Source organism: Thermobacillus sp. (genome assembly GCF_003390775.1).
Classification (GTDB): domain Bacteria; phylum Bacillota; class Bacilli; order Paenibacillales; family Paenibacillaceae; genus Thermobacillus; species Thermobacillus xylanilyticus.
Window position 1 is genome coordinate 18,607 of the sequence record NZ_QEWA01000026.1, and the last position, 25,932, is coordinate 44,538.

Consider the following 25,932-nt stretch of genomic DNA (forward strand, 5'->3'; position numbering starts at 1 on the left):
GCGGAGGAGGGAACGCTTATGGGGAATTTGGTTGCGACGGATTTGACCTGCGAATACCGGCGAAATCCGCTCGGCGTCGGCGTGCGCAGGCGGCGGCTCAGCTGGCGGCTGGAAGCCGGCCGGCAGGGAGTCCTGCAACGGGCGTACCGGCTTGCGGTGGCCGCGGAAGACGGCGATTTCGACCGGCCGGTCTGGGATTCGGGCAGGGTGGAAAGCGGCGAATCCGTGCTGGTGGAATACGGCGGGCCGGAGCTGGCATCGCGCACGAAGTATGTCTGGCGGGTCAAGGTATGGGATGACGCCGGCGAGGAATCGCCCTGGAGCGAGCCGGCCGTATTCGAGACGACCTTGCTGGACCGGTCCGAATGGCAGGCGAGGTGGATTGCGCCGGCGGCTTCCGCCATCGATCCGCAGACGGACGCGGCGTTTCTGCTGCGCAAGGCGTTCCGGGTGAAGGACGGCGTGAAGGAGGCCCGGATTTACGCCACGGCGGCGGGAGTGTGTGAACTGTACGTGAACGGCCGGCGGGTGTCCGACGAAGAACTGTCGCCCGGCTGGACCAGCTACCAGTACCGGCTGCAATACCAGACCTATGATGTGACGGAGCTGCTCCGGGCCGGGGCCAACGCCGTCGGCGTCCATCTCGGCGACGGCTGGTACCGCAGCGGCCTCGCATTCGACAAAAGGAATTTCAAATACGGGGACAGAAGAGCGGCTCTGGTTCAACTCCACATTCGTTACGAAGACGGAAGCGAAGAAATGGTCGCGTCCGACGCATCCTGGCGCGCGGCGACCGGCCCGGTGACGTACTCGACGATCTATGACGGCGAGACGTACGACGCGCCTGGAGCGGGACGGCTGGAGCGTAGCGGGTTATGCGGATGACGACTGGGCGCCGGCGGAAACGATCGACCTGCCGATGGAGACCCTCGTGCCGCAGGAGAACTGGCCGGTCCGCGTGACGGAGACGATCCGGCCGATCGCATCCTTGGTGACGCCGGCCGGCGACAAGGTGCTGGATATGGGCCAGAACATGGTCGGCCGCATCCGGTTCACGCTCGAGGCGCCGGCAGGCACGACGATTGTGCTGCGCCACGCGGAAGTGCTGGACAAGGACGGCAACATTTACTTTGGCAATCTGCGCACGGCCAAGCAAACCGTTGTGTACACCGCCAGGGGAGAAGGACGGGAAACGTACGCGCCTCATTTCACTTTTATGGGCTTCCGCTACGTGAAAGTCGAAGGCTGGCCGGGAGACGAGCTGCCGCTCGACGCCTTCGTCGGGGAAGTGATGCATTCGGACATGCCGCTTACGGGCGAATTCTCTTGTTCCGACGAAAGGGTCAACCAATTGCAGCGAAACATCCGGTGGGGGCAGCGCGGCAACTTTCTCGACGTGCCGACCGACTGTCCGCAGCGGGACGAGCGGCTCGGCTGGACCGGGGATGCCCAGGTGTTCATCGCCACGGCGCTGTACAACTTCAATGGCGGTCCTTTCTTCACGAAATGGCTGCGCGATCTGAAGGCCGAACAGCGCCCCGACGGCGGTGTGCCGTTCGTCGTTCCCGACGTGATCGGCGACGCCAACTCTTCCGGCTGGGGAGACGCGGCGGTCATTTGCCCGTGGACGGTGTACCGTTACTATGGAGACCGCCGGCTGCTTGCCGAGCAGTATGACAGCATGAAGGCGTGGGTCGAATACATCCGCGCCCAGGGCGACAACGAATACCTGTGGAATACCGGTTTTCATTTCGGCGACTGGGTGGCGCTGGATGCCGAGGATGGAAGCTATGTCGGCGCCACGCCGCGGCCGCTGATTGCCACGGCGTATTACGCTTACTCCTCGAGGCTGCTGAGCGAAGCGGCCCGCGTGCTCGGCAAGACGGAGGATGCGGCGAAATACGGCGAGCTGCATGCCCGAGTCGTCCAGGCGTTCCGCAACGAATTCATCACCGGCGACGGACGAATGACGGCGCAGACGCAGACCGCCCACGTGCTGGCCCTCGCCTTCGATCTGGCGGGCGATGCCGCGCCGCGCATATCCAGGGATTTGAACGAAATGATCATTCGGAACGGTTATCATTTGACGACGGGCTTCCTCGGAACGCCTTATCTTTGCCTGGTGCTGTCCGATTACGGCTATCATGACACGGCCGTCCGCCTGTTGCTGCAGGAAGGATACCCGGGGTGGCTCTATTCCATTTCAAAAGGCGCCACCACGATCTGGGAGCATTGGGACGGCATCAAGCCGGACGGCACGTTCTGGAGCGACGACATGAACTCGTTCAACCACTACGCATACGGAGCCGTCGGAGAATGGATGTACCGAAGGGTTGCGGGTCTGGACATGGACGGCGCCGTTCCCGGTTTCAAGCGGATCCGCATCGAGCCGCTGTTCGGATCCGGGCTGCTCAGCCGCGCGAAGACATCGTATCGGTCCATGTACGGCAGGATCGAGACGGCATGGCAGACGGACGGCAACCGGATGCACGTGCAAGCGATCATCCCGGCCAATACGACGGCCCGGGTGGTGCTGCGCGGGGCGACGGTTGCGGGCCTGAACATCGACGGCCGGCCCGTTGGAGCGGGCGGTCCGTATCCGGAAGGCATTCAGTCGATTGCCGCTGCGGAGCACGGCGTGGAAGTGGAGATCGGCTCCGGGGAATACCGGTTCGCCTACGAGGCGGCCAATCTGTTTCGCACCAAGTAAATGACGCATCGACATGCAAAATGGCAATTAATCAAATTAATTTGTAAGCGGGTCCAAATTCGCCAATTTTATCAATTGACGAATGTTTGACACTCCTTATATCATAGTTTATGTTACTTCATACATTATGGATGTTAACGCTTACATTCCGCACGGGAGCTCGCTTTGGGCGTTCGCCTTCGCGGCGGTATGCTCCTCCCGCGGAATTGTACAAGCTGGATCAACGTCCGTTATGACGAGGAGAAGTGGGATATGAGAAGAGCGGGGTACTTGTTATTGATCGGCCTGCTGGCCGTCATGCTGGCGGCTTGCGGTCAAGGCAAGAATGACAATGCCGGCGGCAATGCGGGAGGCAATTCGAATGCGTCCGGCGGCACGAACGCGGAACAGCCGGCCGGAAATGCGGAGCAACCGGACGGGGGCGCGGAGCAGTCGTTCCGGATCGCGATCTCCCAGTATGTGGAGCATCCGTCGCTTGACGCAACCCGTGAAGGATTCATCGCGGCGCTGAAAGATGCCGGTCTCGAGGAAGGCGTCAACCTGACGATCGACTACAACAACGCGCAGGCGGACTCGACGAACAACCTGTCGATCGCGCAGAAGATCGCGGCGGACAAGAATGATCTGGTGCTGGCCATCGCGACGCCGTCCGCGCAATCCGTCGCCCAGATGGTGAAGGATACGCCGGTGCTGTTCGCTGCCGTAACCGATCCGCTGGCAGCCAAGCTTGTCGACAGCATGGAAGCGCCGAGCGGCAACGTCACGGGCGCCTCGGACACGAACCCGGCTGCCGTCCAGCAGCTCATGGACTTCATCGCCGAGCACTTCCCGGACGTCAAGACGGTCGGCATCATCATCAACGAAGGCGAGACGAACGCCGTCGTCATGGCCGAGAACGCCGAGCAGCAACTGGCGAAGCACGGCATCCAGGCGGTCAGAGCGGCAGTCGCGAACACTTCCGAAGTGAAACAGGCAGCCGAGTCGCTGGTCGGCCGCGCCGACGCGTTCTTCATCACGCTCGACAACACGGTCGTCAGCGGCGTCGATGCGGTCATCCAGGTCGCGAACGAGAATGACATTCCGTTCTTCTCCAGCGACCGCGATACGGTAGAGCGCGGCGCGTTCGCCACCGTCGGGTTCAAGTATTTCGACCACGGCTACCAGGCCGGACAGATGGCTGTCGAGATTCTGAAGAACGGCAAGAAACCGTCTGAACTCGCTGTCACACTTCCGGACAAACTCGATTTCATCCTGAACCTGAAGGCGGCTGCTGAGCAAGGCATCGACGTGACCGACGAGATGAAAGCGGTCGTGCAAGATCCGGCGAACAACATTATCGAGTAAAGGACGACAACGGGAGTGAGCGGTCTTTCGTTCACTCCCTTCGTGTGTCAGGAGGACGAGCATCATGCAAGCAATTTGGACTTCGATGTCCGGATCGGTGGAAGCCGGGCTGCTGTACGCTCTGATGGCGCTCGGCGTCTACATCACGTTTCGGATTCTGGATTTCCCGGACCTTACGGTCGACGGCAGTTTCACGACCGGCGGGGCGATCGCCGCGGTGATGATCAACGCCGGCTATTCCCCGTGGCTCGCGACGGCGGCGGCGCTGGCCGGCGGGCTTGTTGCCGGCTCGCTTACGGGCCTGCTGCATGCGAAGGGCAAGATCAACGGCCTTCTGTCCGGCATTCTGATGATGATCGCGCTCTATTCGATCAATCTGCGCATTCTGGGCCGGCCCAACGTGTCGCTGCTGGGCATGGACACGATCTTCCCGCCGATTGAGCGGGACCGCAGATGGATGCTGCTGATCGTCATCGCGGTCGTGATTGTGATCATCAAACTGCTCATCGACTCGTTCCTCAAGACCGATCTGGGGCTTGCATTGCGGGCGACCGGGGACAATGCCAAAATGATCGGCAGCTTCGGGGCGAATACGGACACGACGAAAATCATCGGCGTCAGCCTGTCCAACGGGCTCGTGGCGCTGTCCGGCGCGGTCATCGCCATGCAGCAAGGGTTCGCCGACATCTCGATGGGGATCGGCATGATCGTCATCGGTCTGGCGTCCGTCATCATCGGCGAAGCGCTGTTCGGCGCGAAGACCGTCTTCCGCGCGACGCTGGCGGTCGTGCTCGGCTCGATCGTCTACCGGATCGTCGTGGCGCTCGCACTGCGCGTCGATTGGCTGGAATCGTCGGACGTCAAGCTGATCACGGCGGTCATCGTCATCATCGCCCTTGTGGTGCCGACGGCGTCGCGATCGTGGACGATGAAGAAGCAGGCCTACAAACGCTCTCGCGAGCTGGCGGGATCGGAGGCGGGACGCTGATGCTTCGTCTGACGAATATCTACAAGCTGTTCAATCCGGGTACCGTCGACGAGAAAACGGCGCTCGCCGGCATCAACCTGCAGCTCAATCCGGGCGACTTCGTGACCGTCATCGGGAGCAACGGCGCGGGCAAGTCGACGCTGATGAACATCATCTCCGGCGCGATGCGTCCGGACATGGGGGATGTGATGATCGACAACCAGAGCGTCACCCAGATGCCCGAGTTCAAGCGCAGCGCCTTCATCGGCCGCGTGTTTCAGGACCCGATGGCGGGCACCGCGCCGCGCATGACGATCGAAGAGAATCTGGCGATGGCCTACAAGCGGGGGCAGAGCCGCGGCCTCCGGTTCGGGGTGACCCGCCGGAGACGGGAGATGTTCCGCGAACAGCTCGCCCGGCTCGGCATCGGCCTCGAAAACCGGCTGCGCGCGAAAGTCGGCCTGCTGTCGGGCGGGGAGCGCCAGGCGCTCAGCCTGCTGATGGCGACGTTCACGAATCCGCGCATCCTGCTGCTGGACGAGCATACAGCGGCGCTCGACCCGGCCCGCGCGGATCTGATCACGCGACTGACGGAGACGATCGTGCGAGAGCAGCGGCTGACGACGCTGATGGTGACGCACAATATGGAACAGGCCATCCGGCTCGGCAACCGGCTCATCATGATGGACAAGGGCCGCATCATCCTGGACATCGATCCGGATAAGAAAAAGTCGCTCACCGTCGAGCGGCTGCTCGGCGAATTCGAACAAATCAGCGGCCATAAACTGTCCGATGACCGCATCGTCCTCGGGTGACCGGGACATGATCTCGTCCAAATCGTTCCTTGCCGTGACCGTCACGACCCTCGCGGGTCTGGCGGTCGCTTTTCTTTGAGGGAGAAGGCCGCGGGCGCCTAGCCTTTCACCGACCCGGCCGTCAGCCCGCGGATGAAACTTTTCGAGCCGAACGCGAACAGCATAAGCACCGGCAGCGTGCCGATCGACAGCCCGAGAATCTGCGCGGCGAGGTCGGTCCGGTACGCGTCGCCGAGCGTCGTGATGCTGAGCGGAATGGTATACAGATCCGGATTGTTGATGATGATAAGCGGAAGCAGATAGTTGTTCCAGGACCACAGGAACACGAGCAGCGACAGCGTCGTAACCGCCGGCATGATGAACGCGGGCACGATGCGGAAGAACAGCCCGAGATCCGAGCAGCCGTCGATCCGGGCGCTCTCGAGCACTTCGTTCGGCACGGCGCCCTTGATGAACTGCGTCATCCAGAAGACGCCGAACGCGTTGGCGATCCAGGGCAGGATGAGCGGCATCAGCGTGCCCGACAGGCCGAGGTGGCGCATTTCGATGACGTAGGCGACGATGCCGAGCTGCGACGGAATCATCATCGTCAGCAGGATGGCGGAGAAGATCAGGTTCTTGTGTTTGAAATCGTATTTGGCAAAGGCGAAACCCGCGAATGCGCTGACGAAGACGGAGAGCACCGTGCTTGCGGCCGACACGACGAAGCTGTTCCAGTAGGCCAGATCAAAACGGCTCGCCGCCACCGTCTTGAAGTTCTCGATCAGATAGCTGCCCGGCAACAGGACGATCTTGCGAAACAGATCCTCGTTCACATGCGTGCCCATGATGATCATGATGTAGAACGGCAGCAGCGAGAACAGGGAGAGCAGCGCGATGCCCGTCGTGGCGAGTATCGAGCGCAGCGTCATGTTCATCTTCATTCCGCATCCCCCTTGTACAGTCTCACGCCGAGGAACGAGAACAGCGCGATGATGAGACAGAGCCCCCAGGCGATCGCGGCGCCGAGGCCGTAGCGCGTCGTGCTGCCGAACGCCGTGTCGTACATGTTCCAGACGGCCGTCAGGCAGCAGCGGTCCGGTCCGCCGATGACGGCGGATGACGACCCCATGCCGGAGCCGGTCAGCAGCAGCATCGGTTCCTCGAGTAGCTGGAACCCGCCGATGATGCCCGTGATGACGATGAACATCGTGACGGGCCGGAGCAGCGGCAAGGTGATCGAGAAGAAGGCGCGCAGGCCCGTCGCCCCGTCCACCTGGGCCGCCTCGAGCAAGTCCTTCGGAATGTTCGCCAGCCCGGCCAGGTAGAAGATCATCGTGTAGCCGAACCCTTTCCAGACGAGCATCAGGATGATGACCATCCGCGCATAGAACGCCTCGCCGAGCCAGTAGATCGCTTCGTCGATGAAGCCGAAATGCAATAGCAGCTTGTTCACGACGCCGGCCTGCCAGTCGAACAGCAGGTTGAACATGAGGCCGATCGCGACCGGCGTGACGATATACGGCATGAAATTGACGAGCTGGAAGAACGCCCGCCCTTTCACCGCGCGGCTGTAGAGCAGCGTCGCGATGACGAGGCCGAGGACGATCTGCAGCGGCAGCGAGACAGCGACGAAGAGCAGCGTGTTGCCGATCGACTTGAAGAAGTAGGAATTCGGATTGAACAGATGCAGGTAGTTGTCCAGCCCGATGAACGTTTTGTCCCGGATGCCGTCCCAGTCGGTCAGGCTGACATAGAACGAGAAAATGATCGGGAACAGCCCGAAAGCCGCGTAGAACAACAGATACGGCGAGAGAAACAGATACGGCATCCGCCTGCGTTTGGCCGCTTCCATGCTCCACCCTCCTGGCGCGTGGGATTCCGGACGGACCCGGCCGGTCCGCCGGGGATGGCGACGCGCGGCCGCATCCGCGAGCCGCGCGCCTGTCATGCTTGGGTCAGTTGATGACGATGTTGGCGTTCTTCGCTTTCAGTTCCTGTTCAATGCGCGCCATCGCATCCTCCAGGCCGAAGCTGCTGTCCTTCGCCAGCGTCTGGATGATGATGGCCATCGCTTCGTCGAGCAGCGAATCGTTCAGGTTCTCCGGCACGTCGGTCGTGACATTCGAGATGTCCACGAAGAACTTCTTGCCGATATCCTGATTTCCGAAGTTGCGCCAGTTCCACTTCGTAAACTCCGGATCTTCATAGGCCGGCTTGTAGTGCGTGTAAACCCCGTCCGTCTTCTGCGCTTCCGCGCCTTCCTGCGACATGGACGTGAACTCGATCCATTTCCACGCCAGTTCGGCGTTCTTCGCGCCCTTCGGGATGCCGTGGGAAGAGCCGCCCCGGATGAATCCGCCGCCCGGCGCGACCATCAACGCCCAGCGGTCGTCCGCCGGGTCGTTCGGACCGATGACGTATTGCGGCATCCAGACCGGCGAGACCGCGAACATGTAGTCGCTTGTGGCGAACGAGGCGTTCCACGCCGGCGTCCATTGGTCCAGTTTGCCGACGATGCCGGAGTCACGGAATTTGACGAGCAGGGCGACGCGTTCCCGCACGACGTCCGTATTCATCGTATCGCCGTCGAAGAACGGCTCGGACCGCTGCCCCTTCAGAATGTCCCATACGCCGCCGAGGCTCGGGAACATGAGCACTTTGCCGCCGCTCTTCTGCACGACCTCCTGCCCTTTCGCGATGAACGTGTTCCAGTCCGGAAGCAGCTTTTCCATCTCTTCCGGATTGTCCGTGCCGAAATGTTCCCGCGCCAGCTCCTTGATGTAGGCGATGCCCGAGACGCTCATGTCGTCCGGTATGGCGACCATGTGCCCGTTCATCGAGAAGGCCGCGATGTCATACTCGAACAGCACCGACAGATCGGCATTGAACGGCACAGCCTCGAGGTTCTGCAGGATGTCCATGTCGAAGATTTTCGCCTTCTGGCCGCGTTCGATCCGGATGACGTCCGGAAGCTCGCCGCCGGATGCGATCGTCGTCTGCAGTTTCTTCGGGACGTCTTCCGCCGCCACTTCCACGCGTTTCAGTTTGATGCCCGGATATTTCCGGTAGAAGGCTTCGAGAGCGATCGGATGCTCCGGCTCCCACGTCCAGAGCACGAATTCCCCCTTCAGTTCACCCGAGCCGCCGGAAACTTCCCCGGAACTTCCTCCGGAATTCCCGCCGGCACCGTCGTCTCCGCCCTTGCCGCCGCTTCCGCCGCCGCATCCGGCGAGCAGGCCGGCCAGCAACGAGAGAACGGCAAGCAGAGGGAGTAAGCGCTTACGAATGGTCATGTGAACGGCATCCTCCTTTATCGGTGTGCATCGGGATGGTTCGTGCCTCCCACTATACACGGGTCCGGCAAAGGGCGTAAATACGCCGATTCTGCAATCTTGGTCGGAATTCTGCACTCCGCTTGCCTCGCTTCCGGATGCTTCATGTATAATCGGAGGCAAAGAATGCCATGGATGCGGGAGTGATGCGGATGCGGCCGATGCGCGTTCTCATTGTGGATGACGAGCGGATCACGCTGGATCATGTGCAGACGCTCATCCCCTGGGAGTCGCACGGGTATGAGATCGCCGGGACGGCGACGAACGGGAAGCGCGCGCTCGCCATGTGCCTCGAGCTCAGGCCGCACATTGCCATCGTCGACATCCGCATGCCGATCATGGACGGGCTGGAGCTGATCCGGGCCGCGGCGGAGCGGAACGCGGGGATCCGGTTCATTGTCATGAGTGCCTATGCGGATTTCGAATATGCGCGGCAGGCGCTGACGCTCGGATGCGTGTCGGGCTATCTGGTGAAGTACGAACTGGACGAGGCGCGGCTGCTGGAAGAGCTGGCGAAAGCGCGGGCGGCCTGGGAAGCGGACGAGGCGAGGCGGGCCGCCGAGCGGTCCGAGCGCCTGCGGGAGGCCGTGCTGGGCAGACGGTTCCCGGACGCGCCGGGATCGGTCTACGGGGTGGTGCTGCTGCAGGCGGACCGGCCATTCGCCAGCGTGCCGCATGTCCCCGAACCGTCCGGACCGGGGGGAGGGCTTGCACTTCCCGAAGCGGAAATTCCGCAGGCCGTCTCCGGCTGGGAACGGATCGGCGCGTTCACGGCGGGTACGGGCCGGCTGGCCGTGCTGTTCAGCGGTCCGCGCGGTCTGTCGCGGGAATCGCTCCGCACGGCGGCCGCCGCCGTGCGGACGCGTGCGGCCGGACGCCTCGGCTCCGGCGTCTCCTGCTTCCATGCCGCAAGCAGCGGCGGAGGGGCCGCTCTCCGGGATGCGCTCGGCAAGGCCATCGAGGCGGCCCGGCACGCGGTGTTCTGCGGCTGTCAGGCGGTCGTGGACGCGGATGCCGTGCCGGTGCCGTATCCGGCGCGGCGGGCGGGCTCATGCGCGGGCGGCGTCCGGCTCGATGAGCTGGCGCATGGCCTGAACAGCCGTCATCCCGAGCTGATTGAAAGCGCTGTCATAAGCTTGTTCGAACGCCTGAAGACGCCGGAATGGGATTTGCCGGGCTTGTACGAGACGGTCCACATCCTGACGCGCCTGTACAACGAGCGCCGGACCGCCGCCGGCCTGCCGGAGGAAGATCCGCTTGCCGCGCACGCCGTGGGGCCGGCCTTCCGCATCGAAGATATCGCGCGCGCCTTCGCCGCGGCGTTCGCGCAGACGGCCGGCAGCGGGGAGAACCGGCTGTCCGGCAAGCTGCGCAAGGCGATCGGGCATATCCGCGCCCACTATGCGGAAGATCTGCGCATCGAGGATACCGCCCGCGCTGTCGGCATCAGCGCCTCGTATCTGCATCACCTGTTCAAGCGCGAACTTGGCCGGACATATCTTGATGTGCTCACGGAAATTCGCATTGAGCAGGCGAAGCGCATCCTGCGAGAAGAAGACGCGAAGATGGCGGATATCAGCGGGCGCGTCGGCTATCGCTCGCCGCAGCACTTCAGCCGAATGTTCAAGCGCGTGACCGGCCTGCTGCCCCATCAGTTTCGGGAGGAGTGCCTGCCGTGAAGCGTCTGCGGTCGGTCATTCTGCAGCGGATCGTCCTGACGGCGTGCGTCAATTTTGTCATTTCGGGCATGTTCACGTACTTCTTCTTCGAATACATTCTGAAGGATCAGATGATCCAGGAAGATCGGGCGCAACTCGCCCAGACGGCGCGCCAGCTGGAGTACATGTCGGATGATATCGCCAACTTCGCGTTCACGCTGATCATTTCGGAACCGGTGCAGTCTTTTTTCAAAACGTACAACGACTTGCCGATCTACGATCAGTTCGCGTTGTTCGACCGCACGATGGATCATCTGGACAGCTACCGCGGCTTGCGAAAGGAGGTTGCAAGTTTCGCGCTCGTGCTGCCGGACGGCCAGACGTTCTGGAGCGAGGCGGGGTATGACGACTATTTTGCCGGGAAATTGCAGGAACCGTGGTATGCCAACTTCGTTCGCTCCGGCGCGCAGTTCGCGTTGACCGTGCCGCACCGGATGCTGCTGACGGCGAGTGCTTACGAGGAGAGCGAGATGATCAGCTTCATCGTGGCGGTGCGCGACATTGCGCAGCCGAACCGGGAGATCGGCAAGTTCATCGTCAACCTTGATTACAGCCATTTTCGGGAACTGCTCGATTACGGCAGCGAAGGGTTCGAAGGCCTCGTCTGGCTGAACGACGCCGGCGATGTGCTGTATGCGCGCGGCGAAATCGGAGCGGCCGCCGGCATCTTCGCGGACACTTCCGATGCCGGAGAGCGGTTCGAGCGGGATGGCGCGGTCGTGCTGGTCGACAAGTTCGAGAAGCAGAACTGGAAGCTGGCCGCCGTCATCGACAAGGGCGCGCTGCTGATTCGGGGACGGGTGGTCATCTACCTGCTCGTCGTGTTCTCGCTGGTCAGCATGGCGCTGAACCTGCTGCTCATGATGCCGGCCATTCTCCGCATGTCCAGGCCGATTCTCAGGCTGTACCAGGCGATGAATACCGTCTCCAGCGGCAATCTGCTAGTCTCCGTCGACATCCGCACGGGAGACGAGCTGGAGCGGCTCGGGCAGGGGTTCAACCGGATGGTCCGCGAGCTGCGCGTCCATCTGGAGGAATCGATCCGCCACGAGCAGGAGAAAAGGGAGCTGGAACTCCATCTGCTGCTGTCCCAGTTGAACCCGCATTTCGTCTACAACACGCTGAATGCGGTGATCTATATGGCGCGCAGAGGGAGAAATGACGACATCGTGCAGATGGTCGGCTCCTTCATCCGCCTGCTGCAGGATGCCGCCCGCACGGGCAGCGAGCACGCGCTCGTGACGCTGCGCGAAGAAATTGCGCTGCTCAAGGACTATGTCGCGATTCAGGCGTACCGCTATACGGACCTGTTCGAGGTCGAGTGGCAGCTCGACGAGCGGGCGATGGACGGCCTGGTGCCCCGGCACCTGCTCCAGCCGCTGGTCGAGAACGCGATCTTCCACGGCATCTGTCCGGACGAGGACGGGCATGGCACGATCCGCATTTCGGCGGTTTGCGCGGACGATCATACGCTGGTCATCCGCGTGGAGGACGACGGCGTCGGCATCGAGGCGGAGCGGCTCGCCGAAGTGCTGGAGCGGCCGCCGGCGCGAAGCGGGAGCGGGATGCGGCATATCGGGCTCGCGAATACGCGCCAGCGGCTGCGGCATCTGTACGGCGGGCGGGCGGAGCTGCGCATCGACAGTGTGCCGGGGCAGGGCACGGCGGTGATCGTGGAGCTGCCGCTGCAGGCGGAGCGTTCGGCATGAAGGTGAAGCCGGCGCTGCAGGTGACCGCAGGGCCGGAAGGCGGCGCTTGCGATTCCGGGACCGGCGCGCGATAATGGAGCAAGGTAATGACAACGGACGAGAAGGAGGACGGCATGGAACCGTTCGAACGCAGCAGGCTGCTGCTCAAGCTGATGCTGGTGCTGGCCCGGGACCGGCGCGCGATGCAGGGGCGGATACAGACCACGGGGTTTGTGAGAGAATATGGAGAGCTGCCGCCGGATCTGGGCGTGGCGACGCTGGGCAGGCTCAACAATGGCGAGATCGCCGCGCTGGCGGACAGCGTCGGCATTCGGCCCGCGCCGGCCGGCGCGAAGTGCGACATCTTCATGAACGGAATGGGATACCGAATCGAATCGCTGGCGGCGCATCCACCGGTGATCGTGCAGGATGTGGAGCCGGACGGGCTGGCGGAAGCATGCCGATGGGCCGGCATCCCGGCGGACCGGCTGGAAGAGCGGCTTGAAGCTTGCCGGCGGCTGCAGGAACAGCGGGTCCGGCAAGCCGCGCGAGAGCGGCATGATCCGGGGGCTGGACCGGCGGCCGAAACGGCGGATGCGGGCGAATTCCGGATCGCGGATCCGGCGTCGCCGCTGAAGGATGATCGGGAGTGGCTTGCGCCGCTCGTCGAGTATTTCTGGTTCACCGGGTCGGAGCACGGCAAGTCGCATTTTCCTGCGGATTACTTGCTGGATTATGACGATCCGCTCAACATGAACACATGGCGGACGTTCGACAAGCGCCATGCGCTCGAGGCGGTGTGGGAGCGCCTGGCAATCCGCGTCGCGGCGGCCGGGCGGGATGGCGCGGTGCGGGAGACCGTGCGGATTCGCATCGTCTGACCGGCAATCAAGTGCAAAAATGCACCACATTTCGCTCGTCAAATGCCGGAAGGCTTGATAGGGTGCAGATTTGCACCACATTTCACCGAATGCCCGCAAAATGATCCGGATAGAGTGCAAAAATGCACCACGCCGGAATCGTGCCTTCATACGGTCCATGCCCGCAGCAGAAAAGGCTTCGTTCCCATCGGGAGCGAAGCCTTTGCCGCAGTACGCCCGGCATAGGCGTCATCTCTACGGTGAAAGTCCGGAATGGGGGCTGGCAAGCGCGGTGGATCGGCCGTGGAAGAGGAGGTTCCTTGGATTCAGCTTTCTTCCCGATCGGGAAGCGACCATCCGGTTGGCTCCGAAGACGGTCGAGCGCTTCAAGAGTCGCATCAGAGAGCTGACCTCCGGAACCCGGCCCGTCTCCATGGATCAACGAATTCGGGAATTGAACCAGTACATGGTGGGCTGGATTGGACACTTCCGACTGGCTTCGGCGAAAACGCACTGCACGACGTTCGACCAATGGATTCGCCGACGGCTGCGCATGTGTCTGTGGAAGCAATGGAAACGGGTACGGACACGTCAACGTGTAACTCCGGGCGTTGAGTGTGCCGGAATACTTCGTCCATATCATGGCTAATTCTCGCCGTGGCCCATGGGAAATGTCCCGCAACCTAAACAATGCCCTTGACACCCGCTATTGGCGGTCGCAAGGGCTTGTCAGTCTGCTTGATCGCTATATGGCGTTTCGTTAACCTTTCGGAACCGCCGTATGCGGACCTGCATGTACGGTGGTGTGAGAGATCGGGGGCTAGCCGCCCCCTCCTACTCGATTTAATGCGCCGCCTTCTTTCTGAAGTTGCTGCCGGAGACGTCCGCGACGTTCTCGATTGCAATGACGGCCTTCGGATCGAGCTCGTGTACAGTTTCGCGCAGATCGCTGAGTTCGATCCGGCTGACGATGATGTAGATGATCTTCTTCGGTTCGCCCGTGAACGCCCCTTCGCCGTATATGTACGTCATGCCCCGGCCCAATTTCTTCGTCAAGGCCTGCGCGATCGGCTCCGGATTGTCCGAGATAATATTGACCGACTTCAATTCCTCGAGACCTTCGACGACGATGTCGATCATCTTGAAGGCGATGAAGTAGGTGATGATGGAGTACATGGCCGTCTCCAGGCTGAAGACGAGCAGCGCCGCCAGCAGGAAAATGAACACGTTGATGATCATGATGAACTGGCCGACGGAGACGGGTTTCTTCCTGCTGACCAGAATGGCGACAATTTCGGTGCCGTCCAGCGCGCCGCCGGTGCGGATGACGAGGCCCACGCCGGCGCCCAGAATGACCGCGCCGACGATGGTGGCCAGGAACATGTCGTCCGTGATCGGATCGAAATGGTGCAGGTAAGCGGTGGTCGCCGAAAGGATGGCGACGCCGAACAGGGTATGGAACGTAAAGCGCAGCCCCATCTTGCGGAAGCCGATGTAAAGGAACGGGAGATTGAGTACCACGATAAAAATGCTCATCGGCAAACCGGACATTTTGGCCGCGATGATCGACAGGCCGATGACGCCGCCGTCCAGAATATCGTTCGGAACGAGAAACAGTTCGAGTCCGATCCCCGCGATGACGGCCCCGACGGTGATCATCAGAAGTTGCTGCGCCTCATGCAGCAGCCGTTTCTTCTTCGCAACATTCACACAAAATCAGCCCCATTGTAGTCTTGCCCGCGAACAAGCTTGAGCGTCAGCGGACATTCAAAATTATACACATTGAAAAAGGCCCGTTCAAAACAAAAACCGCTTTACTTCTTATGATACAACTGTTATATTACGAATAGAACAATCATACAGAACGGAGGTGCCGGGCATGCTGATTCAAATCGATTATCAGTCAGATGTTCCGATCTATGTGCAGCTCACGAACCAGATCATCGAGGGCATGGCGTCCGGAGAGCTCAAGCCGGGCGAGCCGCTGCCGTCGGTGCGGGCGCTGGCTGCGGATCTGGGCATCAACCTGCACACCGTGAACAAGGCGTACACCCATCTGAAGCAGGAAGGATTCATCCAGGTGCACCGGCAGCGCGGCGCGCTCGTCCGACCGGACCCGATGCCGCCGGCCGACGAAGCCTTCCGCAGCAGGCTCGAATCGCAGATGCGCCCGTTCGTTGCCGAAGCAGTCTGCCGCCGGATGGACGAAACCGATTTCCTCGACATGTGCAGACGCATCTTCAGACACTTCAAGAAGGAGGAATCTTGACATGAACGGCATAGGATTCGCATTGCTTGCGATTGTGACGCTGCCGCTTGGCGTGATCATCACGTTCATGCCGTATCTGACGCGGCGGACGGAAAGTTTCGGCGTATCGATCGAGGAGAAATATTACGACGATCCCGAGATCAGCGCCATGCGCCGGACCTACGCGACGGTGACGGGGGCGGTCAGCCTGCTGGTCGTCATCGCCTCTCTGATTGCCGCCGCGAGGCTGGACGAGGAGCAGCTCGGCTGGCTGCTGCCGGCGGCGGTGGGGGTCATGCTGGCAGTGCATCTGGCGCTGTACCTGCGGTTTCATTTCCGCATGCGGGCGATGAAGAAGCAGCGCGGCCTGGTGTCCGCCGGGATGCAGCAGACGGTCGTCGACACCGAATTTTACCGGGAGAAGCGCGCCTACTCCATGGCCTGGTTCATTCCCCATCTGCTCGTCGCGGCCGCCACGGCCTGGATGTGCATCGCCTATTACGATGACTTTCCGGACCGGATTGTCATGCAGTACGGGGTGGATGGCACGCCGACGAACGTCGTGGACAAAAGTCCGGGAATCGTGCTCTTCCCGGTGTGGATTCAGCTCCTGATGATCGCCATTTTCGCCGTCGTGAACTACAGCATCTCCGCGAGCAAACAGCAGATCGACGCCGCCAATCCGCGCGGTTCGTTGCGGCGCAACCTGATCTTCCGGCGCAAATGGTCCGCGTTCACCCTGGTGACGGGATTTCTGCTCATCGTCCTGTTCGGCTCGATTCCGCTGCAGCAGCTTCTCGGGTTTGACTTCGGCATCCAGCTGGCCTTCATCTTGTCGATTGTCATCATCACCCTGCTGTGGGCCGTCCGGCTCGGATTCGTCACCGGGCAGGGCGGGAGCCGCATCCGGCTGCCGGAAGAGGCGCCTGCGGCCGCGGACGGCAAGGTGAACCGCGACGACGACAAATATTGGATCCTTGGACAGTTCTACTTCAATCCCGACGACCCTGCGCTGTTCCTGGAGAAGCGGTTCGGCATCGGCTGGACGCTCAATTTTGCCCGCCCGTTGGCATGGACCATTTTCCTCGTGCCGCTTCTGGTGGTGGCCTTGCTGGTCTATCTGGCGGAACGCGGATAGTCCGGAAAACGTATGTAGCAGTGTTGGCAGTCCGAGCAATACATGAACCATTACACGGGAGGGGAAAATCTGATGAACTTGAGCAAATCCGCAACATTCTCGCTGCCGCGCGCGATGCGCATGCTGGCGCTGGCCGCCGCGCTCCTGATGGCCGTGCCGCTGCAGGCGTTCGCAGCGGAGCAGCCGGCGGGGGAGCCGCTGACGGCGGAGTCGGCGGCGGAGTTCCTGGAAGGGTTCTTCGCGTCCGAACAAGCGAAACCTCTCTATACGGGAGCCGCGGTCGTCATTGTGAAAGACGGCGAAGTGATCGCGCAGGAAGGCTTCGGATTCGCGGACGCGGAGAAGAAGAAAGCCGTTGATCCGGCGAATACCCTTTTCCGGATGGCGTCCGTCTCGAAAACGTTCACGGCCGTCGCGGTCATGCAGCTGGCCGAGCAGGGGAAGATCGACCTCGATGAGGACATCCGCGCCTATCTGCCGGGCCTCGATTTCGAGAACCCGTTCGATACGCCGGTGACGACAGCGCACCTGCTGACGCACCGCAGCGGTTTTGAAGCCCGCGAGCCGCAGAACGAGGATCTGCATACGGATTTCGATCTGTACGTCTCCATGGAAGACTATGTGAAGCAGCACATGCCGCCGGTCGTCCGCGAGCCGGGCACGGCTTACATGTACGACAATTTCGCCTATCTGCTGCTCGGGCTGATCGTGGAGAACGTGAGCGGGGAGCCGTTTGAAGACTATATGGCCTCGCATGTGTTCGGGCCGCTCGGCATGGACAGCAGCGGATTCATCCTGGACCGGGAGCAGCTTGATCGGTTGGCGACGGGATACTTCGCGCCAGGCGGCGAACCGATCGATCCGTATGTGTTCCGTCCGACCGTCATGCCCCACGGCGGCATGGTGGCGACGGCGGAGGATATCGGCAAGTTCATGATCGCGTTCCTGAACGAAGGCGCGGCTCCGGACGGCACCCGGGTGCTCTCTGCGGAATCCGTCGCCGCGATGAGCGAATACCGGAACGCCATCCATCCGCTGCTGCCGGATACGACCTACGGCTTCGAATCGGCCCCGCAGCTGCCGCTGGCGGGCGCAAGCCATAACGTGCTGACCAAGCTGGGGGATCTGCCGGGCAACAGCTCGATGCTGCTGCTTCTGCCGGAAGAAGAAACCGGCGTCTTCCTGACGTACAATCAGACGGGCGCGCTGCGCGATCTGTTCTACTTGCAATTCATGGCGGCGTTCTTCCCGTCGTACGGGGCGCCCGCCGATCTTGAGGCGTTCGGGCAGGATCCGGCCGTCCGGCTCGAGGATCTGGAAGGGCTGTATGCCGACCTGCGCCTGCCTTCCATCGTCTATGCGGTCGGGAAGGGCGAAGACGGCACGCTGACGCTGTCCGACGCGCTCATCGGAGAGCGCAGCCTGCGCCATGCGGGCGGCAACCTGTTCGTCGATGAGATGATGCAGCGCTTCGCGGCATTCCGGGTCGATGAAGACGGCACGGTCTATATGAAGGAGACGGCGCTCAATCCGCTCGGCTATGCGCGCAAGGGAGAGACGCCCGTCGGGTATGAAGATGTGGCGGCGGATCATCCGTATGCGCCGTTCATACTCGGCATCCAGTCGCTCGGCTACTACCCGAACGAGGAAGGCCTGACGTTCGAGCCCGAGCGTCCGGTGACCCGGGCGGAGCTGGTCTGGCATCTGATGGCCGTGAGCGCGGTACGCGGCTCGACATCGGACACGTACGCGTTCACCGATATCGCGGGCCATCCGCTGGCGCCGTACATCCAGGCGGCGGCCGAGCTCGGCTTGGTGAGCGGAGGCAGCGACGGCCGTTTCGATCCCGACCGGCCGGCGACGCGCCAGGAAGCGGCGGTCATCGTCTGGAACGCCTACAAACTGCTGTTCCCGGAAACGATCTTCGCCGACGTTCCGGTGGAAGGGAATACCGCGGAATGGGCGCTGCCCGCGGTGCGCATGATGGTCGCGCTGGGACTGCACGGTCCGGAAGTGGCGCCTTCGGCGAGCGGCGTTCCGGTCTTTGACGGCGCGGATTTGCTCAAGCGGCAGGAAGAAGCGGCGCTCCTGTACCGGCTGCTGCTGACGCCGGTGCAGCAGATCGCGGCCGGGCTGATGGAGCAGCCGGCGGCGTAAGGCGGAGTGCAGGCACCATGGCAGGCACAAAGAGTAAATAGAAAAATAAAAGACGTTGTACTATACTGGGCTGTAGCACGATATCCGCCGGCAAGGGGATCGATAGCATCAAAGCCATGGGGATTCGGTTCAGACCGGTCACGTTCAAGAAGCGGATCATTCTCATCTTTCTCGTCAGCATCCTGACGCCGTTCGTTTGCCTTGGCTTCCTTTCGTTCTACACCATCGACTCGATCATCGACAACAAGGTCGAGAGCACCATTCAGGGAAGGCTGAAACAGGACTTGCTGACGCTGGAGAACACGCTCAACAACTTGAACCACGTCTCGCAGCAGCTCGCGATCGGCGGCCGGATCCCGGCCTTGATCGAACGGCTGCACCAGACGGACCAGCCTTACGAGCGCGTCGAGCTGTTCAACGAGATCAAGAGCGAGCTGAACGTGATCACCTTCTCCAATCCGAACATCGGTCTGCTGCTGTTTTATTACCCGGATACGGGCGCAGTCCAGTTCGAAAATTTCCGGGTTCGGACTCCGTTTGCGCCGGAACGGCTGTCGATCATGGCCAGCTACCCGGAAATTACGTATTACGGGCCGCACCGGAGCTACAACGATTCCATCAACCAGTATGTGTTCAGCACGATGAGGCAAGTGAATGTGGCAGGCCGGAACGTTTACCTGTACATCGAGACGGGGCGCAACGCGCTGGAAACCCTGTTCGCGCCTCAGAACCGGAAATCCGATTCACGCAGGCTGCTCATTCTGGATAACGACGGCATGATCGCGTTCAGCGAAAACCGGGAGGTCTTTCCCGAATCCACCCGGTTTCCCGCGTACGACGCCGAGGCCTTGTCCGACTCCGGCTACTACGGGAACTTTTTCTGGAGCAAGGAGACGAGCAATCAGGGATGGAGCATCGTCTCCATTCTGCCCCAGAATGAACTGAACCTGGAGCGAAACCGCTGGCTGTGGCAATTTACGGGATTCACCGTAGTCGTGCTGCTGATCGCCGTATTTTTCGCGTGGCTGCTCCGGAAGATGGTGTACAAGCCGCTGGACAAGTTCAACAAGGAAATCAAATCCCTGATTCTGTCCCATGCGCCGGAGGAAACGGAACTGACGCGCATCCCGGAATTCGACTACACGCTCTACCAGATCCGGAGCATGAAGCGGAAGATCTGGAATTTGTACGAGGAAATCGAGCAGAAGGAGAGGCGGAGAGCCGATCTGGAAGTCGAAAAGCTGCTGTACCAGATCAACCCGCACTTTCTCATGAACACGCTCGATACCGTTCACTGGCTCGCGGTCATGAACGGGCAGAAAGAGATTGACCGCGTGGTGCTCTCCCTGAACAAGCTGCTGTACTACAATCTTGGCAAGAAGGGAGAGGCGTCCACGATCGGCGACGAAATTCAGGCGTTGAAAGAATATTTGCAGCTGCAGCAAATCCGGTACGACTTCCGGTTCGATGTGGACATCGACGTGGATGAGCTGGCCTTGTCGCTGCCCAGTCCCCGTTTCATTCTGCAGCCGCTCGTTGAGAACGCTCTCTATCACGGCGTAAGCGACGACGGGTATATTTACGTCGGCATCCGGCTGCGGGACGACCGTCTGGAGATCGAAGTCCGGGACAATGGCGCGGGCATGTCCCGGGAGACGATCGATAAGCTGCTGCACGACGACGCGAACGAAAGCGAGAAGGTGGGCATGGGCATCGGCATGCGGTATGTCCGACGCATCCTCAAGGCACATTACGGCGACAAGGCGCGCCTGGAGATCGAAAGCGGGCATGACCGGGGAACGACGGTCATGCTCAGCCTGCCCGCATCCGGAGGCGATCTTGACGCATGATTCGCGTAATGGTGGTCGACGACGACAAGCTGGTTCGCAAAGGGCTGATCTCGGCCATGCCCTGGGAGCAATTCGGAATGACAGTGGTCGGGGAGGCCAACAACGGCGAGAACGCCCTGAAATTCATGGAAGAGAATCAGGTCGACCTGCTCGTGACGGACCTGGCCATGCCGGTCATGTCCGGCATCGAACTGATGCGGGAGGTGCGTCGGCGGTATCCGCACATCCAGATCGTCGTGCTGACGCTGCATCAGGATTTCGAGTATGTGCAGGAGGCGCTCAGGCTCGGCGCCCTCGATTACATCGCCAAGATCGAACTGGAGAGCGAGCAGTTCGAGGAAGTGCTCGGCAGAATCGCCGCGCTGCTCCGGCAGAAAACCGCCGCGGAGACGCCGCTGCCCAGACCGGACGAACTCGGGCAGGCGGACGAGGTGTACGCGCTGTACGCCTTGACGTCGCCGGTCGGCGGGACGGGAACGGACCATGCGGACTTCGCGGTGCCGGAACAGGCGGTCGAGGCGGAGGCCGGCGTGTGGGTCTGGGCGCGCGTGCCGCCGGATGAGCGCCTTCCCGGCCCGGACGGCGCACTCGTGTTGTTCCGCAACGTGAAGGGCATGGACCGAAAAGCGCTGCTGCGGCTCATTCGGGATTACCGGAGAACCGGACTGTTCTACGATTACGATCCGTCGCGTCCGCATTGGACCGTACGGCGCGATGCCGCGGCGCCGGAGGGCGACGGGGCGGGAATGGCGGAGGACATCGATCGCATCAGGGAGCGATGGGTTTCGTTCGAGTGGATCTATGACGACGGCCGTTTTGCCGCCATGACGGACGAACTGCGGCGAATCCGGCTCGCACCGGCAAGGCTGGCGCGCATGTTCTTTTCCCTGGCGGACGAATGGAACCGGCTTTACCGCCCCATCTTGCCCGAACTGATCGTCATCGACGATTTCTTCCCCAGCTGGTGCCACTTCGAGTCGTGGCTGAGCGGCACACGGGAGGCCATCCGGCAGACCAACGCCCGCCCGATGTACTCGCCCGAGATTCAACAGAGCATCGTGAAGGCGATGAATCTTGCCCACCAGATGCTGAACCAGCCGCTGACCGCGGGGGATATCGCCCAGATGGTCAACATGAGCAGCAGTTATTTCAGCCAGTGCTTCAAGAACATCGTCGGCCGGACCTACACGGACTACGTGCGCGCCATCCGGATGGAAAGGGCGAAGCGATATTTGGCCCATACGACGAAGACGGTACAGTGGATTGCCGAGCAGGTCGGCTACAGCGACGAAAAATATTTCAGCCGCCTGTTCCGGGAAGAGGTGGGCATGCTGCCGAGCGAATACCGGCAAGCGGCCGCCGTCGACGGCTCCGAATAAAAAATATCGACCTTCAGGTAGGGATACGTTCGAAACGAGGAGTGACAATTTTCGAACGTATCCCTTTTTTCGTGAGGAAACCGACCCGAAATCCCCATCGTTTTCTATCCCGGCGCGCGCCGTCTCCGTGCTATAGTCATATTGCCAAACGACCATTAACCTGAGGGGGAAGACCATGCGCAAAATTTGGCTGACCATCATGGCGGCGCTGCTTGTCGCCGGATTGTTAAGCGCTTGCGGAGGCAACAAGGCGGACGACAACAACGGCGCAGCCGCAACTTCGAACGGCGGCGTCAATTCGGGTGCCGAACAGGAAGTCATCGATCCGTTCGAAAAATATCCGGAACCGGTCGAGGTGTCGATCGGCCGGGCGATCGATCCGAACTACAAGTTCAACGGCAACGACACGGCGGAAGACAATGCTTATACGCGCTGGCTCAAGGACCGGTACAACATTGTCGTCAAACACGCCTGGGAAGCGTCGACCGCCGACTACAACCAGAAAGTGAGCCTGGCCATTTCCAGCAACGATCTGCCGGACGCGATGCTCGTGAACGAGTCGCAGCTCAAGCTGATGGTGAAGGCGGGTCAGCTTGCGGATTTGACGGAAGTCTACGAGAAATACGCTTCCGACGCCGTGAAACGGATATATGATTCGAACCCCGGCCTGCTCGAGAGCGTCACGTTCGACGGCAAACTGTATGCGCTTCCGGAAACGACGCTGCCTTCGGCGCCGCTCACCTGGATCCGCAAGGACTGGCTCGACGCGCTGGGGCTTGAACCGCCGAAAACGCTGCAGGACATCGAGAATATTGCGAAGGCGTTCATTGACAACAAGATGGGCGGCGAAAACACGGTGGGCATCGTGGGCACCGGCCAGGGCGGATCGCTGTATGCGACGTTCCTGACTTCCACCGACCATTTCTTCAACTTCTCGCCGCTGTTCTTCGCCCACAACGCGTATCCGGGCATCTGGATCAAGGACAAGGACGGCAAGGCCGTGTACGGTTCGATCCAGCCGGAGACCAAAGAGGCGCTGGCCATGATGCGCGACTGGTACGCCAAAGGCATCCTGGACAAGGAAATCGGCATGCGCAAAAGCGGCCAGGAAGTCGTCATCGGCGGCAAAGCCGGCATTTTCTTCGGACCGTGGTGGTCGCCGTATTCGATTATCGACGGCATCAAGAACGATCCGAACGCGAACTGGCGTCCGTACATCGCGCCGCTCGATGCGGAAGGCAAATTCAACTCCAACCAGGCGACCGGAAGCACGTTCATCGTGGTGAAGAAAAATTACAAGCATCCCGAAGCCGTCATCAAGATGCTCAACATCCACTGGGGCGCCAAGGATCCCAGCTATGAAGAGGCGGTCAAGGGCAAGGAAATGACGTCGCAGGAAATTCCGCTGTTCATCATCGGCGGTGCCGGCGACCAGCTGGAATACGCCGTCAATTCGCTGCGGAAATATCTCGCGGGCGAGATGAGCATCGAAGATTACGATGCGGTCAACTACGGTTTCGCCACCGATCTGGCCAAGCACGCGAAGGACATCAAGAAAGAGCCGTACGACAACTATGACATCCAGTATTGGGACAAGGAAACGGACCAAGCCTTCTTCCCGCACGTGTACGCTCACCTGAACGGCGGTTCGACCTTCGTGGATGCCGATGTGAACTATGTGCGGAGCATCGCGACCTCCCAGACGAAGACGATGGAGATGAAATGGGCGAATCTGAAGAAGCTGGAAGACGAAACGTTCCTGAAGATCATTCTGGGCACCGTGCCGCTCGACGAATTTGACGCGTTCGTCGCGAAATGGAAGGATCAGGGCGGCGATCAGATCACCAAGGAAGTCAACGAACTGCTATAACGAACTGCAAGGTCAAGACAGGCGGAGCCCGCCTGTCTTGATCTCCCTGCCGACAAGGAGATATGCGTCATGCTCAACAGAGCGTTCACCAAGCATTTCTGGCTGATGCTGATCCCGGGGCTCGTCTGGCTGTTTTTCATCAATGTGCTCCCCATGTACGGCATTCTCATGGCGTTCAAGGACTTCAACCCGGGCGCCGGCATCCTGAAGTCCCCCTGGGTCGGTCTTGAACATTTCGAGTACATGTTCGAGCTCGACGACAGCAGTCAAGTGTTCAAGAATACCGTAACGATCGCGTTTGCGAAAATGGTGGGCAACCTGGTGGTACCGCTCGTATTTGCCCTCATGCTGAACGAAGTGAAGAACCGGCTGTTCGGCAGAACGGTGCAGACCATCGTCTATCTGCCCCATTTTTTGTCCTGGGTCATTGTCGCCGGCATCCTGCTGGACATGTTCTCGCTGCACGGTCCCGTCAACCGGGTACTGGAAGCGCTCGGCGCCGAACCCGTCCATTTCTTCGCGCGCGCGGACCTGTTCCCGGCGCTGGTGGTGGGGAGCGACATTTGGAAGGAGTTCGGCTTCGCCGCAATCATTTTCTTCGCGGCGCTGACCTCGATCAATCCGGAGCTATACGAAGCTGCCGCCATCGACGGCGCTTCCCAGTTCAAACGGCTGCTCAACATTACGCTGCCGAGCGTGCTGCCGGTTGCCGCGCTGGTCGGAACGCTCAGCCTGGGCAACATTTTGAACGCCGGCTTCGACCAGATTTTCAATCTGTACAATCCGGCTGTCTATTCGACAGGGGACATCATCGACACCTGGGTGTACCGGGCCGGTCTGATCAATATGCAGTACGGTCTGGCTACGGCGGTTGGGCTGCTGAAATCCGTTGCCGGACTTATTCTGATCTCCGTCTCGTACGGATTGGCCTACCGCTTCGCGAACTATCGAGTTTTCTGAGTGTGAGGATGTGAAGATGTGGTAGCCGAACAATCGATCGTGTCCAGACTGCTCAACGGCCTGAACGTGCTCTTGTTGATTGCGATCGCCGTTCTGTGCATCCTGCCCGTCTGGTACACGCTCGCGATCTCCTTGAGCGAGAAATCGTACGTGGCCGCCGGGCAGGTGTTTCTGTGGCCCAAAGGCTTCACGCTGAGTTCCTATGAGGCGATTGTCAGCGATCATCAGTTTTTCCGGTCTTTCTGGATTTCGGTCCAGCGCGTGCTGTACGCTTCCGCGCTCTCGTTCCTCGTGATCTTGCTGATGGCCTATCCGCTCTCCAAGAGCGCCAAGGAGTTCAGACCACGAAACTACGTGATGTGGCTGCTGATCTTCTGCATGCTGTTCAACGGCGGGCTGGTCCCCTGGTACATCACGATGCGGGATCTCGGGATGATCAACAGCATTTGGGGGCTGGTGCTCGGCGGCGGGCTTCCGATATTCAACATCATTCTCGTAATGAACTACTTCCGCAACTTGCCGAAAGAAATGGAAGAATCCGCGCTGATCGACGGAGCGGGACCGTGGCGCATCCTCTTCAGCGTGCTTCTGCCGTTGTCCATGCCGGTCATGGCGACGATTCTGGTGTTTACGATCGTGTACCATTGGAACGAATTTTTCCAGGCGCTCGTCCTGATGACGAAGAACGATCATTATCCGCTGCAGTCGTACATCCGCCAGGTTGCGGTCGCCTTCGATCCGACGGAGGTGGACGAAGAGACCGCCAAGCGGCTCACGATGTTGTCCGACCAGACGTTGAACGCGGCGAAGATCTTCATTTCCATGCTGCCGCTGCTGGTGATCTATCCGTTTCTGCAAAAATATTTCGTCAAGGGAATCACACTCGGTTCCGTGAAAGGTTAAGGAGGAAGCCA

Annotated in this window: 18 protein-coding genes and 2 pseudogenes; 16 read left to right on the forward strand and 4 right to left on the reverse strand. The window is 60.9% G+C overall.

Going from position 1 to position 25,932, the window contains the following annotated elements; genetic code table 11:
- Window positions 1-18 precede the first annotated feature (18 nt).
- The 4 genes and pseudogenes from C6W55_RS03175 to C6W55_RS03190 all read left to right on the forward strand — a co-directional run bounded on the left by C6W55_RS03175 (window position 19) and on the right by C6W55_RS03190 (window position 5,836).
- Window positions 19-2,710, forward strand: a pseudogene (locus C6W55_RS03175) (family 78 glycoside hydrolase catalytic domain).
- 252 nt (window positions 2,711-2,962) lie between these two features.
- Window positions 2,963-4,054, forward strand: coding sequence for an ABC transporter substrate-binding protein (locus tag C6W55_RS03180; RefSeq protein ID WP_286891443.1), 1,092 nt, complete (start codon window positions 2,963-2,965; stop codon window positions 4,052-4,054).
- Between the two features lie 64 nt (window positions 4,055-4,118).
- A complete protein-coding gene (locus tag C6W55_RS03185) occupies window positions 4,119-5,042 on the forward strand; it encodes an ABC transporter permease (RefSeq protein ID WP_015256129.1) in 924 nt (307 codons plus the stop codon).
- The gene (locus C6W55_RS03190; RefSeq protein ID WP_015256128.1) at window positions 5,042-5,836 is read left to right on the forward strand and encodes an ABC transporter ATP-binding protein; all 795 of its coding nucleotides are present in this window, start codon (window positions 5,042-5,044) and stop codon (window positions 5,834-5,836) included. Before C6W55_RS03185 ends, C6W55_RS03190 begins: the two co-directional genes overlap by 1 nt.
- A gap of 98 nt (window positions 5,837-5,934) precedes the next feature.
- Here the strand turns inward: C6W55_RS03190 and C6W55_RS03195 are convergent, their stop codons facing one another.
- From C6W55_RS03195 to C6W55_RS03205, 3 genes are all read right to left on the reverse strand, one after another.
- Window positions 5,935-6,759 carry a carbohydrate ABC transporter permease gene (locus C6W55_RS03195; RefSeq protein ID WP_015256127.1) on the reverse strand — a complete coding sequence of 275 codons (825 nt, stop codon included), beginning with the start codon at window positions 6,757-6,759 and terminating at the stop codon, window positions 5,935-5,937.
- On the reverse strand, window positions 6,756-7,670 hold the full coding sequence (locus C6W55_RS03200) for a carbohydrate ABC transporter permease (protein ID WP_015256126.1): 915 nt from the start codon (window positions 7,668-7,670) through the stop codon (window positions 6,756-6,758). The genes C6W55_RS03195 and C6W55_RS03200 overlap by 4 nt, the downstream gene beginning before the upstream one ends.
- 103 nt (window positions 7,671-7,773) lie before the next feature.
- A complete protein-coding gene (locus tag C6W55_RS03205) occupies window positions 7,774-9,111 on the reverse strand; it encodes an ABC transporter substrate-binding protein (RefSeq protein ID WP_015256125.1) in 1,338 nt (445 codons plus the stop codon).
- A 170-nt stretch (window positions 9,112-9,281) separates the two neighbouring features.
- On the opposite strand from C6W55_RS03205, the gene C6W55_RS03210 reads away from it, so the two are divergent.
- From C6W55_RS03210 to C6W55_RS18035, 4 genes and pseudogenes are all read left to right on the forward strand, one after another.
- Window positions 9,282-10,829: a helix-turn-helix domain-containing protein gene (locus tag C6W55_RS03210; protein WP_015256124.1), complete on the forward strand. Its 1,548-nt coding sequence runs from the start codon at window positions 9,282-9,284 to the stop codon at window positions 10,827-10,829.
- Window positions 10,826-12,577, forward strand: a complete 1,752-nt coding sequence (locus C6W55_RS03215; protein WP_015256123.1) for a sensor histidine kinase — start codon at window positions 10,826-10,828, stop codon at window positions 12,575-12,577. The genes C6W55_RS03210 and C6W55_RS03215 overlap by 4 nt, the downstream gene beginning before the upstream one ends.
- Window positions 12,578-12,690: 113 nt before the next feature.
- On the forward strand, window positions 12,691-13,437 hold the full coding sequence (locus tag C6W55_RS03220; RefSeq protein WP_015256122.1) for a hypothetical protein: 747 nt from the start codon (window positions 12,691-12,693) through the stop codon (window positions 13,435-13,437).
- Between the two features lie 265 nt (window positions 13,438-13,702).
- Window positions 13,703-14,180 (forward strand): annotated as a pseudogene (locus C6W55_RS18035) (group II intron maturase-specific domain-containing protein); the annotation flags it as partial.
- 79 nt (window positions 14,181-14,259) lie between these two features.
- Here C6W55_RS18035 and C6W55_RS03230 read toward each other — a convergent pair.
- Window positions 14,260-15,126, reverse strand: a complete 867-nt coding sequence (locus C6W55_RS03230; RefSeq protein ID WP_286891448.1) for a YitT family protein — start codon at window positions 15,124-15,126, stop codon at window positions 14,260-14,262.
- Window positions 15,127-15,295: 169 nt separating this feature from the next.
- On the opposite strand from C6W55_RS03230, the gene C6W55_RS03235 reads away from it, so the two are divergent.
- The 8 genes from C6W55_RS03235 (at window position 15,296) to C6W55_RS03270 (ending at window position 25,921) form a co-directional block, all read left to right on the forward strand.
- Window positions 15,296-15,685 (forward strand): GntR family transcriptional regulator, encoded by a 390-nt coding sequence (locus C6W55_RS03235; RefSeq protein ID WP_286891449.1) that lies wholly within the window; start codon window positions 15,296-15,298, stop codon window positions 15,683-15,685.
- A 1-nt stretch (window position 15,686) separates the two neighbouring features.
- Entirely contained in the window at window positions 15,687-16,802 is a 1,116-nt protein-coding gene (locus C6W55_RS03240; protein WP_286891451.1) for a DUF1648 domain-containing protein, read from the forward strand.
- Window positions 16,803-16,874: 72 nt separating this feature from the next.
- A complete protein-coding gene (locus C6W55_RS03245; protein WP_286891453.1) occupies window positions 16,875-18,959 on the forward strand; it encodes a serine hydrolase domain-containing protein in 2,085 nt (694 codons plus the stop codon).
- A gap of 116 nt (window positions 18,960-19,075) precedes the next feature.
- On the forward strand, window positions 19,076-20,809 hold the full coding sequence (locus tag C6W55_RS03250; RefSeq protein WP_286891455.1) for a sensor histidine kinase: 1,734 nt from the start codon (window positions 19,076-19,078) through the stop codon (window positions 20,807-20,809).
- Window positions 20,806-22,188 carry a response regulator gene (locus C6W55_RS03255; protein WP_015256116.1) on the forward strand — a complete coding sequence of 461 codons (1,383 nt, stop codon included), beginning with the start codon at window positions 20,806-20,808 and terminating at the stop codon, window positions 22,186-22,188. The genes C6W55_RS03250 and C6W55_RS03255 overlap by 4 nt, the downstream gene beginning before the upstream one ends.
- A 175-nt stretch (window positions 22,189-22,363) precedes the next feature.
- The gene (locus C6W55_RS03260) at window positions 22,364-24,058 is read left to right on the forward strand and encodes an extracellular solute-binding protein (protein WP_015256115.1); all 1,695 of its coding nucleotides are present in this window, start codon (window positions 22,364-22,366) and stop codon (window positions 24,056-24,058) included.
- Window positions 24,059-24,127: 69 nt separating this feature from the next.
- A complete protein-coding gene (locus C6W55_RS03265; protein ID WP_015256114.1) occupies window positions 24,128-25,018 on the forward strand; it encodes an ABC transporter permease in 891 nt (296 codons plus the stop codon).
- Window positions 25,019-25,036: 18 nt separating this feature from the next.
- Complete coding sequence (locus C6W55_RS03270; protein ID WP_015256113.1) at window positions 25,037-25,921, forward strand: carbohydrate ABC transporter permease; 885 nt, start codon at window positions 25,037-25,039, stop codon at window positions 25,919-25,921.
- Window positions 25,922-25,932: the final 11 nt, after the last annotated feature.

Bases quoted from the DNA above. Each gene is read 5' to 3' on its own strand.
- C6W55_RS03180 (WP_286891443.1), top strand. From the start codon at position 2,963: ATGAGAAGAGCGGGGTACTTGTTATTGATCGGCCTGCTGGCCGTCATG.
- C6W55_RS03185 (WP_015256129.1), top strand. From the start codon at position 4,119: ATGCAAGCAATTTGGACTTCGATGTCCGGATCGGTGGAAGCCGGGCTG.
- C6W55_RS03190 (WP_015256128.1), top strand. From the start codon at position 5,042: ATGCTTCGTCTGACGAATATCTACAAGCTGTTCAATCCGGGTACCGTC.
- C6W55_RS03195 (WP_015256127.1), bottom strand. From the start codon at position 6,759: ATGAAGATGAACATGACGCTGCGCTCGATACTCGCCACGACGGGCATC.
- C6W55_RS03200 (WP_015256126.1), bottom strand. From the start codon at position 7,670: ATGGAAGCGGCCAAACGCAGGCGGATGCCGTATCTGTTTCTCTCGCCG.
- C6W55_RS03205 (WP_015256125.1), bottom strand. From the start codon at position 9,111: ATGACCATTCGTAAGCGCTTACTCCCTCTGCTTGCCGTTCTCTCGTTG.
- C6W55_RS03210 (WP_015256124.1), top strand. From the start codon at position 9,282: ATGGATGCGGGAGTGATGCGGATGCGGCCGATGCGCGTTCTCATTGTG.
- C6W55_RS03220 (WP_015256122.1), top strand. From the start codon at position 12,691: ATGGAACCGTTCGAACGCAGCAGGCTGCTGCTCAAGCTGATGCTGGTG.
- C6W55_RS03235 (WP_286891449.1), top strand. From the start codon at position 15,296: ATGCTGATTCAAATCGATTATCAGTCAGATGTTCCGATCTATGTGCAG.
- C6W55_RS03240 (WP_286891451.1), top strand. From the start codon at position 15,687: ATGAACGGCATAGGATTCGCATTGCTTGCGATTGTGACGCTGCCGCTT.
- C6W55_RS03245 (WP_286891453.1), top strand. From the start codon at position 16,875: ATGAACTTGAGCAAATCCGCAACATTCTCGCTGCCGCGCGCGATGCGC.
- C6W55_RS03250 (WP_286891455.1), top strand. From the start codon at position 19,076: ATGGGGATTCGGTTCAGACCGGTCACGTTCAAGAAGCGGATCATTCTC.
- C6W55_RS03255 (WP_015256116.1), top strand. From the start codon at position 20,806: ATGATTCGCGTAATGGTGGTCGACGACGACAAGCTGGTTCGCAAAGGG.
- C6W55_RS03260 (WP_015256115.1), top strand. From the start codon at position 22,364: ATGCGCAAAATTTGGCTGACCATCATGGCGGCGCTGCTTGTCGCCGGA.
- C6W55_RS03265 (WP_015256114.1), top strand. From the start codon at position 24,128: ATGCTCAACAGAGCGTTCACCAAGCATTTCTGGCTGATGCTGATCCCG.